The sequence below is a fragment of the Kitasatospora sp. NPDC056531 genome (genome assembly GCF_042794375.1).
In the GTDB taxonomy this organism is placed as follows: Bacteria; Actinomycetota; Actinomycetes; order Streptomycetales; family Streptomycetaceae; genus Kitasatospora.
The window spans coordinates 1-12,988 of record NZ_JBHTTU010000019.1 but is presented as its reverse complement, the minus strand read 5'-3'; the positions used below and the strand labels follow the sequence as shown (position 1 = coordinate 12,988).

Here is a 12,988-nt window from a genome sequence, read left to right as displayed (position 1 = left end):
CCCCGACGCTCTCCTTGGACCTGGCAGAAGCAGAAGACAGGGCAGAATCCTTCGCTGCCTTCGATTCGTTGCACATCCCCGGAACGTTGCAAATTCCGGGCTATGTCGAGGCCGTCTACAAAGATGCATACAAGGACGGTCGATGGGACACAGCAACAGCCATCGATTTTCGTCTGCGGCGCCAGCAAATCGTAGCCGACACCAAGCAGCGGCAGTTTCGGTATGTCATCCACGAGGCAGCCCTTCGGATGCAGTTCGCCGGCAAGGCGGTGATGCGGGACCAGTTGCTCCACCTCGTTGAGATGGCAGAGCTTCCCAATGTCACGATCGAGATCTTGACGTTCGATGCCCCTGGAAAGGCTCCCTACGCAGGCACGTTCCTGATCTGCGACCCTGGCTGCACCGATCTCTCAACCGTCATCCTGGACGGACCGAAGCGCGCTCTTCACCTCGGCGATCCAGAGGACGTGGCGGCCTACCATCAAAAGTTCCAAGAGGCCAGTGATCTCGCGCTGCCCGCAGTCGACACCACCAAGTCCCGACGCGAGACTCACTCACGCGATTCCTGGGGGCTCCTTCAATACCTCCTTTACGAACTCCAGCACTGAAAGGCACCCGATGCACCAGCTCGCCTGGCAGAAGTCATCCTTTAGCGACGCAGACGGCGGAACCACCTGCATTGAGCTGGCCCCGGGAGACAGAGACGTCCGCCATCTCCGAGAGTCCGACGACCCCTCCGTCATCATCACCACCTCGACGGCCAAGCTCCGCGCCTTCATCCTCGGCGTCAAGGCCGGCGAGTTCGACCACCTCGCCTGAGCCAGCACCCCCTCCCCCGCCCGAATCGTTGGACCCCAACGATTCGGGCGGAACCGAATCGTTGACAGGTCGCCGCCAACACCGCTTGACTCAGGGGCCCGACCACACGCCTTCCGGGGGGACCCCACCATGCGCACCATGCTGATCGCCGCCGCCACCGGCCTGGCCGTTGCCGCCGCCGTCCTGTTCGCCACCACCTCCAGCGACGCCTCGCCGGCGCCCGCCCAGCACGTCCAGACCGCCATGAGCAGCGGCGGCTCGTGCTGCTGACGCACACCCACACCACCGCCCGAAACCCCGCCCGCTCGCCGCATCGGCGAGCGGGCGGGTCAGTTTCTCCACTCCCCGGCTGCCAAGCGTTCGTCGCCCCCGCCCGTCCGAACGAATGAACCGGACCATGTCCTCCACTCGACAGGCTCGCTGACGCCCCATCATGGGGCGATTCACGCAAAACGTTCGCGCGGACCAACCGTGCACAGCCAACCCCGGAGGACACCTTGACCACACCGCAGGGTGAGCTCGCCGAGCAGGCAGTCGGCGCCTTCACCATCGCCGCCCCGCTCACGACCCAGCCGGTCCGACCGCCCGCGTTCCGCGAGCCGGACGAGAAGTGGGAGCTCCCGAACGGCTTCGCCTGGGTCTTCTACGGCGACGGCAACCAGGGCATCACCCGGCCCGTGATCATGGCCGACGGCTTCAACCTCGGCAAGAGCGACCTGCGCTGGCTCGCCGAGGGCCTGGACGCCGACTACCCCCTCATGACGCAGCTGCGCCAGCGCGGCCGGGACGTCATCCTGCTCGGCTTCGAGGAGCGCAGCGCCTCCATCCTCGACAACGCCGAGGCCGCGATCGTCGCCGTCCGGCGCACCCTCGCCGAGCAGCTGGGCGACGCCCCGCTGACCGTCGGTGGTTTCAGCATGGGCGGCCTGGTCACCCGCTACGCGCTGGCCAGGCTGGAGATGCAGCGCAAGGACCACCGCACCCGGCTCTACTTCTCCTGGGACAGCCCGCACCGGGGCGCCACCATCCCAGTCGGCCTCCAGGCGTTCTCGCACTTCATCCCGTTCGCCAACGACTTCGCCCGGCAGATGGACAGCCCGGCCGCCCGGCAGCTCCTCTGGCGCCACTACGACCCGAAGACGAAGAAGATCGGCGTCGCCCCGGAGCGCACCGAGTTCCTCAGGAAGTTGGAAGAGATCGGCGGCTGGCCCCGCATCCCCCGCCTGCTCGCCCTCGCCAACGGCCGCGGCGACGGCATCGGCCTGCCGGACGTGAAGCCCGGCGACGTCGCCTACGAGCTCAAGAAGCTCTACCGCGGCAGCAAGTTCTACGCCCAGGCGCAGGGCACCGGCGCCAAGTCCGCCGAGCTCTTCCGCCTGGTCCCGCCGGGCAAGCAGGAGGTCACCACCGACGGCTTCCCCGAGCTGGACGGCGCCCCCGGCGGCACCCTCCACACGTACCGCATCCTCGCCGACACCCTGAAGGACACCGCGGGCCTGAAGCACGAGGACATCTGCTTCGTCCCGTCCGTCAGCGCCGTCGCGATCCGTGACATCGAGAAGCAGGACGACCTGTACGCGAAGGTCGACACGCTCGACCCCAGCGAGAGTGACGTCGACGACTTCATCTGCTCCTCCACCACCACCGCCCACACCGCGATCACCGAGGAACTCGGCTCCTGGCTCCTGGAGCGCCTCCCCGACTGATCCCCGCCCGCACCAACCGCCTGAAGCCCGCCCGCTCGCCGCACCGGCGAGCGGGCGGGGGTCGTTCCGCCCCACCGTGACGTCCCTCACCGGGGCGTCAATCGTTTGTCTACCGCCTCCGACCATGCTCTTCTCCACAGGGCGCCCGACGATCTCGGGCTCGCACGTACGAGAGAGGCGACACGGGGACATGAAGGCGACGAAGACGCTGCGGCGCATGGCCGTCGGGACGGCAGCCGGTGTGCTGGCGCTGGTCGGGACGATGGTGTCGGCGGGGGCCGCGCACGCCGACACCGTCTACAGCACGGAGTTGGGCGAGCCCGGGGTCCTCAACCAGGGCGATCGCATCGTCGAGGGAGACACCCAGCTGATCATGCAGGGCGACGGCAACCTCGTCCTCTACCGGGTTCCGCCGATCGGGCCGGCCAATGCGGTGTGGGTTGCCCCGGGAACCCTGGGTTGCGGCACCAAGGCAATCATGCAGGGCGACGGCAACTTCGTCGTCTACGGGGCCTACAACCGCGTCTGCTGGGCCAGCAACACGTTCAAGACCAACTCCTTCCAGCGCGCCGGTGTGGTGGTCGCCGACAAGGGCGGCCTCAAGGTCGTCTTCACCGACCCCCGCCAGTGGAGCATCATCACCAACACGCTCCGCAGCTCCGACCCGTACTAAACAACCGCCCCGCCGCCCGGCCCTCACCCCCGTTCGGTGAGCCACCTGACCAGGTCCGCCACCGACCACCAGGGCCGGGCCGCGAGTCGCGTCGCCGCCGTCCGCAGCAGGACGGGCAGGTGGCCGCAGAGGGCGGCCAACTCGGCTGCCTCGTCCGGCTCCCGGCTGATCCGCTCGACGCCCACAACCCGAGCCAGCAGCTCGTGGGCGTCGTGCGGCTCCAGCGGTCCGACCGTCAGCCGGACCGCCTCGCAGGGCAGCGTCCCGGGGTCCGCCCCGGTCACCACCGCCGCGCAGCCCGGTGTCGCGGGCAGCAGCGGGGTAGGGTCGGCCGCCCCGTCGAGCACCACCAGCACCCGCCGCCCGGCGAGCGCGGTCCGGTAGCGCTCAGTCAGCTCCCCGACCGGGGCGTCGCCTGCGGGCTGCTCCCCCAGGGCCCGCAGGAAAGCCCCCAGGACGGCGCCCGGCTCACCCCCGCTCGCGTACAACTGCCCGTCCGGGAAATCGTCCTGCACCGCGTGCGCCACATGCACCGCCAACGCGGAGGCCCCGCTCCCGGATGGCCCCGACAGCCCCACCACCGGCGAACCCCCGGCCGCCCGCAGGGCCTGTTCCGCCCGCCGCACCAGCCCGGCCCGCCCCACCAGGTCGGGGATGTCGGACGGAAGCTGGCACGGCCGGGGCAGCCGCCGCAACGACACCGTCGGCTGTCCGCGCCGGATGCGGTCAGCCAACTCGACGACCGCGGAAGCGGGTTCGAGCCCCAGCTCGCGGTCCAGCCGCTCCCGCAGCGCCTCGTACGCCGCCAGCGCCTCCGCCGTACGGCCGCAGCGGTGCAGCGCCAGCAGCTGCAGCCGGTGCACCTCCTCGTCCTGCGGATGCTCCGCCGCCAGCCCGGCCAGCGGCTCCACCGCCTCGGCGTGCCGTCCGAGCGCGAGGTCCAGGTCGAGCAGCGCCTTCACCGCCGCGAGGCGCCCGGCCACCAGCCGCTCCCGGGCCCGCTCGGCGAACGCCCCCGGCACGCCGTCCAGCGCGCGGCTGCCCTCCCAGGCCCCGAGCGCCTCACCGAGCAACTCACGGGCCCGCGACGGCTCCCGGTGACGCAGCGCGACGGCCTCCGCCACCGCCGCCTCATAGCGGAAGAGGTCCACCGCCTCGCGCGGCACCGCCAGCCGGTAGCCGCCCGCCGCCGCCACCAGCAGCTCGGACGCGCCGAGCGCCCGCCGCAGCCGGTGCACATGGGTACCGATCTGCCCGACCGGATCCTTCGGCCAGCGGGTGTCGTCCTCGCCCCACAAGCCCTCGACCAGCCGGTCCGTCGGCACCAACTGCCCCGGGACGAGCAGCAACGCGGCCAGCACGGCCCGCTGCTGCGGGCGGCCGAGCTCGATCTCCCGGCCGTCGCACCGGGCACGCAGCGGCCCCAGCACGCGGAATTCGAGCCGCACAGCCCACCTCTCGAAGCTCGGAATCCGTGCACAATCTGTAACAGAGCATAGGCCGCCCGGGTATGGGGGCGCCGCTGTCCGCACGGAAGTGGCGGGATACCGGCACAGGGACGACTTTCGGGACGGGACATGGGTGACATGGGGGGAGCCGGGCTGCGGTTCGGACTGCTGGGCCCGCTGCGGGCCTGGTACGGGGAGCGGGAGCTGGAGTTGGGCCGGCCGCAGCAGCGGGCCGTGCTCGCCGTGCTGCTGGACGCCGCCGGGCGGACGGTGGCAGTGCCGGTGCTGGTCGAAGGGGTGTGGGGCGGGGCCGCGCCGGCCGATCCGCGCAAGGCCGTCCAACTCGCCGTCTCCCGGCTGCGCACCGCGTTCCGGCCGTACGCCGGGGACGAACCGGAGCGAATGCCCCTGGTCCGCGTCGGCGACGGCTACGCGCTGCGGGTACCCGCAGCCGAGGTCGACGCCGTCGCCTGGCAGGCCCTGCTGGCCGAGGCCGAGGAACTGCGCCGGACCGACGCGCCACCCCGGCAGGTCCGGGAGGTGCTGCGCGGCGCCCAGCGGCTCTGGGCCGGCGAACCGCTCGCCGGGCTGCCCGGGCCGCACGCCGAGGCCGTCCGGGCCCGGCTCGCCGAGCAGCGGATCTCGGCCAAGGAAACCCAGCTGGAGCTGGACGCCGAACTCGGCGACCGCACCGACCTGACGGCGGAGGCCGCCGCGCTCGCCCTGGAACACCCCGGGCGGCCCCGGCTCACCACCGTCCTGATGCGCGCCCTCTACCAGGCGGGCCGCAAGGCCGAGGCGCTCGCCGTCTACGAGGACGCCCGCCCGACGCTGCCGCCCGACGAGCAGGGCCCGGCCGAGCTCCAGCTGCGCATCCTGCGCGAGGACGCCACCCTGCTCCCGGCCGGGCCCGCCCCCGAGCCCGGCGTCGTGCCCGCCGCCGACACCTGGCGGGCCCCCGACCAACTCCCGGCCTCGCTGCCCGACTTCACCGGACGCGTCGAGGAGGTGGAGACCCTCGCGGACCGGCTCTCCGGAGCCGGCGGGCGCGCCGTCGTGGTCTCCGCCCTGGACGGCATGGGCGGTGTCGGCAAGACGACCCTCGCCGTGCACGTCGCCCGGCAGGCCCGCGAACGCTTCCCCGACGGGCAGCTCTTCGCCGACCTGCGCGGCGCCGACCACAACCCGCCCGACCCGGGCACCGTCCTGGCAGGCTTCCTTCGCGCGCTCGGCGTCGATCCCGCCGAGATCCCGCCGGACACCGGCGAACGCAGCGCGCTCTTCCGCTCGGCCCTGACCGGACGCCGGGTCCTGCTCGTGCTCGACAACGCCGCCGACTCCGGCCACGTCGAACCGCTGCTGCCCGGCTCGGCCGGCTGCGCCGTCCTCATCACCAGCCGCCACCGGCTGACCGGCCTCGCCGGGGCCCACCAGCTGCGCCTGGACACCCTGCCGCCCGCCCAGGCCCTGGAACTGCTCACCCGGATCGTCGGCGCCGAACGCGTCGCCGCCGAACCCGCGGCCGCCGAGGAGGTCGTCCGGGCCTGCGGGCTGCTGCCGCTCGCCGTCCGCATCGTCGCCTCCCGGCTCGCCGCCGACCCCTCGCTCACCCTCGCAGCGCTCGCCGAGGGGCTGCGCCACGAGCACCGGCTGGCCGAACTCAGCGACGGCGAACGGACCGTGGAAGCCACCTTCGCGCTCTCCTACCACCGGCTGGACCCGGAACTCGCGCGGGCCTTCCGCCTGCTGTCGCTGCCCGACGCCCCCGACGTCCCGCTGTCCTGCGCCGCCGCCCTGCTCGACCGCACCGAGGACCAGACCGACCTGCTGCTCGAAGAACTCGTCGACCTCAACCTGCTGCACTCCCCCCGGTTCGGCCGCTACGGCTTCCACGACCTCGTCCGCGCCTACGCCCGCGGCCGGCTCGCCGACGAGGAGAACGCCGCCGACCGTACCGCCGCCACCGACCGGCTGCTCGACTTCTGCCTCGCCACCGCTCGCAGCGCCGACCAGGCCGCCCGCAAGGCCGAACCGGCCGAACTCAGCCTGCTCGGCGCGCTCGTGGCCTCCCCGGGCCGCACCATCGCCGACGGCGCGGACGCCGTGCAGTGGATGCGCGACCAGGCCGAGGTGAACGCCGCCGCCATCGCGCTCAGCTGCGCCGACCCGACCCTGCCGCTCGACCGCGCCGCCGAACTCGCCGACCGGATGGGCGCCGTGATCCCGGAGCGCACCCAGACCGGCGTCATCGTCGACCTCGCCGGGCGACTCGCCCGGGAGGCCGAGGCCCGCGGCGAACACGGGCCGCTCGCCCTCGCCCGCTACCTGCGCGGCAGCATGCTCTGGCACATCAACCGCTACACCGAGTCCCAGGAGGAGATCCGCCGGGCCGTCGAGCTCTGTACCGACGAGCGGACCGAACGCGTGCTCGCCAAGGCCCTGATCACCCTCGGCAGCAACGCCCGCATCCACGGCCGCTACGCCGAGGCCGCCGAACACGCCGGCCGCGCCGCCGACCTCTTCCACCGCCTCGGCGCCCAGCGCGCCGAGGGCAGCGCGCTCGGCGAGTTCGCCTTCAGCGCCGCCCAGACCGGACGCCGGACCGAAGCCCGGGACGCCGCCGAACGCTGCGCCCACCTGATGAGCGCCTCGGGGCCGGTCTCCGCGGCGATCGGCCGCTACTACCTCGCCCGGGTGCTGCGGCTGTGCGGCGACCCTGAGGCGGCACTCGCCCACGCCGTCGGCGCCCGCGAGGAGTTCACCACCCTGCAGGTCACCGTCTTCGCCGCCGCGGCCGGCGACCTCGCCGCCCGCATCCACGCCGAAGCCGGCCGCTGGCCGCTCGCCGTCGACGCCGCCGAAGCCGTCCTCCCGCTCGCCCGCCGCACCAGCGCCGCCCTGGAGGCCGCCCTGCTGCGCACCCTCGGCACCGCGCTCACCGGCCTCGGCCGCCCGCGCCAGGCCCGGGCCCTCCTGACGGAGGCGCTGGAGGTGTACCGGCGGCTCGGGCTCGACGAGGACGCGGCGCAGGTCGAGGAGCTGCTCGCGCGTTCCGGCTGACCGTCGGCCACGCGCGTTGACCGGCTTGCGTGGTGACCGGCCACCCGCGTTGACCGGCATACGCGTTGATTGGCCGTCTACCGCGCTCCGGCATCGTATGACCCGTCCGGCCCCGGACCGCGCCACCCGCGGTCCGGGGCGACACCACAGACGAGAGGCCCGACACCATGCCCAGGCTCGTGCGGAACGGCCGGGTGCTGACACTCGGCGCGGCGTTCGAGGAAGCGGCGTTCGAGGCAGCGGAAGGCGGGGCGCCCACCGGCGTCGACGTCCGCACCGAGATGATGACCTCCCTCAACTTCCGGCGCGTCCACGTCGGCGCCCGACTCCTGCGTCTGGACCACCGGTTGAACGCCGCGGCCCAGCGCCACGCCGGCGACCTGGCCGCGCACGGCGTCATCCAGCACGACGGCACCGACGGCAGCACGCCGTGGCGCCGGGTCCGGGCCGCCGGCTTCGCCTTCCGCTTCGCCGCCGAGATCGTCGCCCCGGCCGACAGCGTGCCGCAAGCCGTGCAGCTGTGGATGAACAGCCCCCGGCACCGCGACACCTTGCTCGACCCGCGCTTCAACCACCTCGGCGTCGGCCACGCACCCGGCCGGCCCGGCGCCCGGGGCCGCTACGTCCTGACCCTCGCCCAGGTCTGACGCCACGACGGGCGCCGCACCGCCAGCGGGCCGGGCCCTCGCGTCGGCTCCGACGCGCGGGCCCGGCCTGCTCCTCGCCGCCTACCGCGGGCCGGTGCTCCGGGCCGCTCAGAGGAAGCGCGCCCCCGGCCCCGGCGCCCGGTAGACCTCGTTCGACGGCAGGTGGGTGTGCCCGGCCGCGCACTCCAGGACGAGGGTGACCGGCTCGTCGCAGCGGTGCTCCTCGTCCGGGCCGCCGTGCCGGACCACGACCGGCGGCCCGGCCTCGTCCGCGAGGTACGTGTCGCCCCACTCCAGCAGGGCCATCAGGGTCGGCCGAAGGGCCAACCCCTGCTCGGTGAGGCGGTACTCGTAGCGCTGGCGGTCGCCGGGCTCCTGGTACGGGGCGCGGTGCATGACGCCGGTCGCGACCAGGCCGTCGAGCCGGGTGGACAGCAGGTTGCTGGCGATTCCCAGCCGCGCCCGGAACTCGCCGAAGCGGGTGGCGCCGTCGACGGCCTCGCGGACGATCAGCAGCGACCAGCGCTCGCCGACCACCGACAGGGCGCGCGCCATCGAACAGTTCGACGGGTCGACCCTCCGGATTCCCTGCTCTGCCATGGCCCCGATGATACCGACACCTGGATTGACAATCTCAACCCAGCAGCGGCAGGCTCACTCCCGACCTGAGTTGAGAAAGTAAATCCAGTCAGGAGAACCGATCGTGCCCATGATCGACGTGTACATCCCCGACGGAGCGCTCCAGCCCGACGCCGAGGCGGAACTGCTCGACCGGATCACCGGGATCCTGATCCGCCACGAGGGCTTCGACCCCACCGACCCGGCCGTCCGCTCCGTGTCCTGGGTGTTCCTGCACCGGCCCGCCGCCGTCTACGTCGGCGGCAGGCCCGCCGACGCGCCGCACTACCGGGTCGTTCCCTCCGTCCCCGAGGGCCAGTTCGCCGAGCGGATCCGGGCAGCCGTCGTCGCCGACGTGACCGAGGCGATCCTGGACGCCGAGGGCGGCGCCTGGCCGCGGGACCCCGGCCGGGTGTGGGTGTTCCCCACCGAGATCCCCGAGGGCCACTGGGGCAGCGCCGGGAAGATCAGGCCGCTCGCGGCGATCCTCGCCCGGATCACCGGGAACGACCCCGACCGGGCCCGCGCGCTCGCGACGCAGCGCCTGGCCGCCAGCCGGGCCGAGCACGCCGCCCTGCCGTAACCGGCCGACGGGGGTGCCGAGCCGTTCGAGAACGACTGATCACGACTCGGCATCCCTTGTCACGGACCCGCGTGGGACTCGTCACGACGGCGTCAAGACCCCCCAAAACGCGTGGCGCCCCGCTTCCGCACTGCGCTATGAACGTCCCTCAGGAGGACCGCCGCCACAGTGGTCCGCAATGACGGGGGACGTCACATGAAGACCATCCGCAGCAATCGCCACACCCTGGCCCTGGTCGGCCTGGCCGCGGCCGGCGCACTCACCCTGACCGCTTGCAACGACGACGCCGCGTCGTCCGACACCGCGACCACCCCGCCCGCCACCCAGGCGCCCGCCACGTCGTCGACCGCGCCCACCACCCCGGCGCCCTCCATCTCGGCGGCGGCCCCGACCGGCGCCCCGACCGCCGCGGCGCCCGGCACGGCGGCGGCGCCGGCCCCGGCCGGTGCGACCGCGGCGCCCGGGACCACGGTGAAGATCGGCGACGCCGCCACCATCCCGTTCAGCTCGGGCAGCACCAAGGGCACCGTCTCGCTCACGGTCACCTCGATCGACAAGGGCGACCCGGCCGACCTCACCCCGCTCAAGCTGGGCGACAAGGCCGCGGGCATGGTGCCGTACTACGTCCGTTTCAAGGTCACCAACGTCGGCAGCACCGATCTGTCCTTCTCCAGCCTGACCCAGATGAAGGGCACGCTCCCGGACGGCTCGGAGGCCAGCGAGGTGATGCTGATCGGCACCTTCGACAAGTGCCCGCACCCGTCCTTCCCCAAGGGCTTCACCAACGGCCAGTCCATCACCTCCTGCGTGCTGGCACTGGCGCCGCAGGCGACCAAGGTGGCCGGCGCCGAGTACTGGGGCGAGCCGTACACCCTGGGCAAGGGCGTCAACTGGAAGTGACCTGCCCGAAGTGATCCACCAGTGATCCGCGGGGTCGGGGGCGGCGCCCTCGACCCCGCGCGGCTAGGCCGGACACGGCCTCAGGCGCCGTAGATCTTCAGGAAGGCGTCCACGCCCGCCCCGGCGATCCGCTCGACCTCCTCCTCGGCCACCGGCAGGGCACCCCAGAAGGAGCGCTCCGCGACGCCGTGGAAGGTCAGCAGCGTGAACTGCTCGGCGGCCAGCTCCGGTTCGCCGACCGCCAGCAGCCCGCGCTCGGCGAGCGCCGCGAAGCGCTCCGCCAGGTCCCGCTGGGAGGCCACCGGGCCGGCCTCCAGCCAGGCCTCCAGAACGTCCGCCGGGATGTTGGCGACCTCGGCGCGGATCGCCCGGCCGAGTGCCCCGTGCTCCCCCGCGGAGAGGACGGCGAGCGCCCGCGCGACTGCGAAGTCGGCCAGGTCCTGGCGCAGGTCCACCACCCGGTCCAGGTACTTCGCCATCAACTCCCGGATCTTCTCGGTGAGTTCCGCCGAGTTCTGCAGTGCCACCGACAGGAAGAGGGTCTCCTTGTCGGCGAAGTGGTTGTAGACCGTGCGCTTGGAAACCCCGGCCTCGGCCGCGATCGCGTCCATGCTGGCCCGGACGTACCCTTCGCGCCCGAACACCGTCGTCGCAGCCCGGGTGATCGCCTTCCGCTTCTCCGGCCGCCCCGCTCCGCCCGTGGTCGCCACGACCCGCTCCTTCTCCGCCGGCGCACCCGCCGACCTTCTCGAAAACTGCTCGGTGTAGTGTATGCAGGCCCGTCTGCAAGCGGACTTGCCACCGAACAGGCGTGCTCTATGCTGCGTACGATCTCTACACCTCTGTAGAGCAAATCCGAAAACGTGCCTGCCCCCGAGCAACAGCGGGAAACCGAGAACGGGAACCGGCCGGCCGAACACCAGCGTCCCGTACTGGCAGCGCCGCAACCGCTCTCCCACAGCAACCCGGCGCGAGCGCCGGCTGTGGCGCGCCAATCACGGAAACACCGGGGGTGAGTGCGTGGCGGGGCAGCGAGGTCGGTCGTCCGACCAGGGTTCACGGCGTCGGACGGCCGGCAAGCCCGCCGGTCCCCAGCGGCCCTTCTCCGGCGGGCCGGCCCTGCCGGCGGTGGCGGCCGTCGCACTGCCGCTGGTGGGTGCGGTGATCGACGAGCTCTCCGGCCCCGGCATGGGCATCGCCTTCGACGTGTGCGCGGTGCTCGGCATGGGCCTGGCGGCCGCGCTCAGCACCCGCAGGGGCTGGTGGTGGGTGGTCGCGGCCTCCCCGCTGGTCGTGCTGGGCGTCACGGCCGTGGTCGAGTTCGCGGCCGACAGCGAGAAGTACCAGGGCAGCAAGCTGGCCACCGGCTCCGCCAAGTGGGTGGTGAACGGTTTCCCGGTGATGGCGCAGGCCGTCGCCGCGGCCCTGCTGGTGATCGTGGTCCGGGTGGTCCAGGACCGGAGGAGGCAGCATGCCTGAGAAGCCCGAGCAGCAGGGCGGCGGCCGGGCCGCCGCCCGCAAGGCCGCCGAGCCCCCCGCCCGCCGGAACTCCCCCGCGCTGATCGCGGCCCGGGCTGTGGCCTCCACGGTCGGCTTCGCGGTGTTCGCCGCGAGCGGTGTGGTCTGGTACGAGTACACCTCCCTGACCGACGGGATGACCACGTCCAACGCGATCGAGGAGACCAAGAAGGACGCGCCCAAGCACCTGGACAACTCGGTCAACCTGCTGCTGATCGGCCTGGACAGTCGCAAGAACATGGACGGCACCGACCTGCCGCCGGAGTTCGTCCAGGACGAGCTGCACGCCGGCCACAGCTCCGACGTCGGCGGCTACAACACCAACTCGCTGATCCTGCTGCACATACCGGCAAGCGGCGGCAAGGTGCAGGCGATCTCCATCCCCCGCGACGACTACGTCATGACCTACAACGGGGACGGCTCCCAGCAGGGCATGCACAAGGTCAAGGAGGCCTACGGGATCGCCAAGGAGAAGTTCGACGGCAGCCCGAAGGCCAAGGGCCTCAAGGGCGCCGACCTGGAGAAGGCCGGCCGCGACGCCGGCCGCGCGGCCACCATCCGCACCGTCCAGACCTTCGTGAACCAGCCGGTCGACCACGTGGCCGAGGTCAACCTGATGGGCTTCTACGACATCGCCAAGGCCGTCGAGCCGATCCAGGTCTGCCTGACCCACGACACCAAGGACCCGGCCATGGAGGGCCAGGGCTCCGGCGCCGACTTCAAGAAGGGCATCAACACCCTCAACGCCTCCCAGGCGCTCGCCTTCGTCCGCCAGCGCCACAACCTGGACGACGGCAAGGGCAACACCGGCGACTTCGCCCGCACCCACCGCCAGCAGGCCTTCATCTCCTCCGTCGTGCACAAGCTCAAGCAGGACGGCATCATCAGCGACATCGGCAAGCTCAAGGACCTGTTCGGCGTCGTCCAGAAGGACCTGGTCATCGACAACCAGTGGAACGTCCTCGACTTCGCCCAGCAGGCCCCCGCCCTGACCGGCGGCAACGTCGAGTTCAACA

Annotated in this window: 14 protein-coding genes; 11 read left to right on the top strand and 3 right to left on the bottom strand. The window is 72.5% G+C overall.

Annotation, left to right across the window (positions count from 1 at the left end; genetic code table 11):
* The 5 genes from ACFQ87_RS18490 to ACFQ87_RS18470 form a co-directional block, all read left to right on the top strand.
* On the top strand, positions 1 to 608 hold a 608-nt coding region (locus ACFQ87_RS18490), incomplete at its 5' end, for a DUF5753 domain-containing protein (protein WP_380611830.1).
* Between the two features lie 10 nt (positions 609 to 618).
* Positions 619 to 819 (top strand): DUF397 domain-containing protein, encoded by a 201-nt coding sequence (locus ACFQ87_RS18485; protein ID WP_380611829.1) that lies wholly within the window; start codon positions 619 to 621, stop codon positions 817 to 819.
* A 129-nt stretch (positions 820 to 948) separates the two neighbouring features.
* On the top strand, positions 949 to 1,089 hold the full coding sequence (locus ACFQ87_RS18480) for a hypothetical protein (RefSeq protein WP_380611828.1): 141 nt from the start codon (positions 949 to 951) through the stop codon (positions 1,087 to 1,089).
* 227 nt (positions 1,090 to 1,316) lie between these two features.
* Positions 1,317 to 2,525 (top strand): esterase/lipase family protein, encoded by a 1,209-nt coding sequence (locus ACFQ87_RS18475; protein ID WP_380611827.1) that lies wholly within the window; start codon positions 1,317 to 1,319, stop codon positions 2,523 to 2,525.
* Positions 2,526 to 2,715: 190 nt separating this feature from the next.
* A complete protein-coding gene (locus ACFQ87_RS18470) occupies positions 2,716 to 3,198 on the top strand; it encodes a hypothetical protein (RefSeq protein WP_380611826.1) in 483 nt (160 codons plus the stop codon).
* A gap of 23 nt (positions 3,199 to 3,221) precedes the next feature.
* Here ACFQ87_RS18470 and ACFQ87_RS18465 read toward each other — a convergent pair whose 3' ends face one another.
* Positions 3,222 to 4,646, bottom strand: a complete 1,425-nt coding sequence (locus ACFQ87_RS18465; protein ID WP_380611825.1) for a BTAD domain-containing putative transcriptional regulator — start codon at positions 4,644 to 4,646, stop codon at positions 3,222 to 3,224.
* A 129-nt stretch (positions 4,647 to 4,775) separates the two neighbouring features.
* Between ACFQ87_RS18465 and ACFQ87_RS18460 the strand changes: the two genes are divergently transcribed.
* Together ACFQ87_RS18460 and ACFQ87_RS18455 are read left to right on the top strand one after the other, a co-directional pair.
* Positions 4,776 to 7,706, top strand: a complete 2,931-nt coding sequence (locus ACFQ87_RS18460; RefSeq protein WP_380611824.1) for a BTAD domain-containing putative transcriptional regulator — start codon at positions 4,776 to 4,778, stop codon at positions 7,704 to 7,706.
* A gap of 167 nt (positions 7,707 to 7,873) precedes the next feature.
* Positions 7,874 to 8,353 (top strand): CAP domain-containing protein, encoded by a 480-nt coding sequence (locus ACFQ87_RS18455; protein ID WP_380611823.1) that lies wholly within the window; start codon positions 7,874 to 7,876, stop codon positions 8,351 to 8,353.
* Between the two features lie 108 nt (positions 8,354 to 8,461).
* Here the strand turns inward: ACFQ87_RS18455 and ACFQ87_RS18450 are convergent, their stop codons facing one another.
* Positions 8,462 to 8,953, bottom strand: a complete 492-nt coding sequence (locus tag ACFQ87_RS18450; RefSeq protein WP_380611822.1) for a winged helix-turn-helix transcriptional regulator — start codon at positions 8,951 to 8,953, stop codon at positions 8,462 to 8,464.
* Positions 8,954 to 9,056: 103 nt separating this feature from the next.
* Here ACFQ87_RS18450 and ACFQ87_RS18445 point away from each other — a divergent pair, with 103 nt between their 5' ends.
* Together ACFQ87_RS18445 and ACFQ87_RS18440 are read left to right on the top strand one after the other, a co-directional pair.
* Positions 9,057 to 9,554, top strand: coding sequence for a 4-oxalocrotonate tautomerase family protein (locus tag ACFQ87_RS18445; protein WP_380611821.1), 498 nt, complete (start codon positions 9,057 to 9,059; stop codon positions 9,552 to 9,554).
* A gap of 195 nt (positions 9,555 to 9,749) precedes the next feature.
* Positions 9,750 to 10,454: a hypothetical protein gene (locus tag ACFQ87_RS18440; RefSeq protein ID WP_380611820.1), complete on the top strand. Its 705-nt coding sequence runs from the start codon at positions 9,750 to 9,752 to the stop codon at positions 10,452 to 10,454.
* Positions 10,455 to 10,534: 80 nt separating this feature from the next.
* Here the strand turns inward: ACFQ87_RS18440 and ACFQ87_RS18435 are convergent, their stop codons facing one another.
* Positions 10,535 to 11,164, bottom strand: a complete 630-nt coding sequence (locus ACFQ87_RS18435; protein ID WP_380611819.1) for a TetR/AcrR family transcriptional regulator — start codon at positions 11,162 to 11,164, stop codon at positions 10,535 to 10,537.
* A 418-nt stretch (positions 11,165 to 11,582) separates the two neighbouring features.
* Here ACFQ87_RS18435 and ACFQ87_RS18430 point away from each other — a divergent pair, with 418 nt between their 5' ends.
* Entirely contained in the window at positions 11,583 to 11,933 is a 351-nt protein-coding gene (locus ACFQ87_RS18430; protein ID WP_380611818.1) for a DUF6542 domain-containing protein, read from the top strand.
* The coding region (locus ACFQ87_RS18425) for an LCP family protein (protein ID WP_380611817.1) at positions 11,926 to 12,988 on the top strand (1,063 nt) is incomplete at its 3' end. The genes ACFQ87_RS18430 and ACFQ87_RS18425, both read left to right, overlap by 8 nt.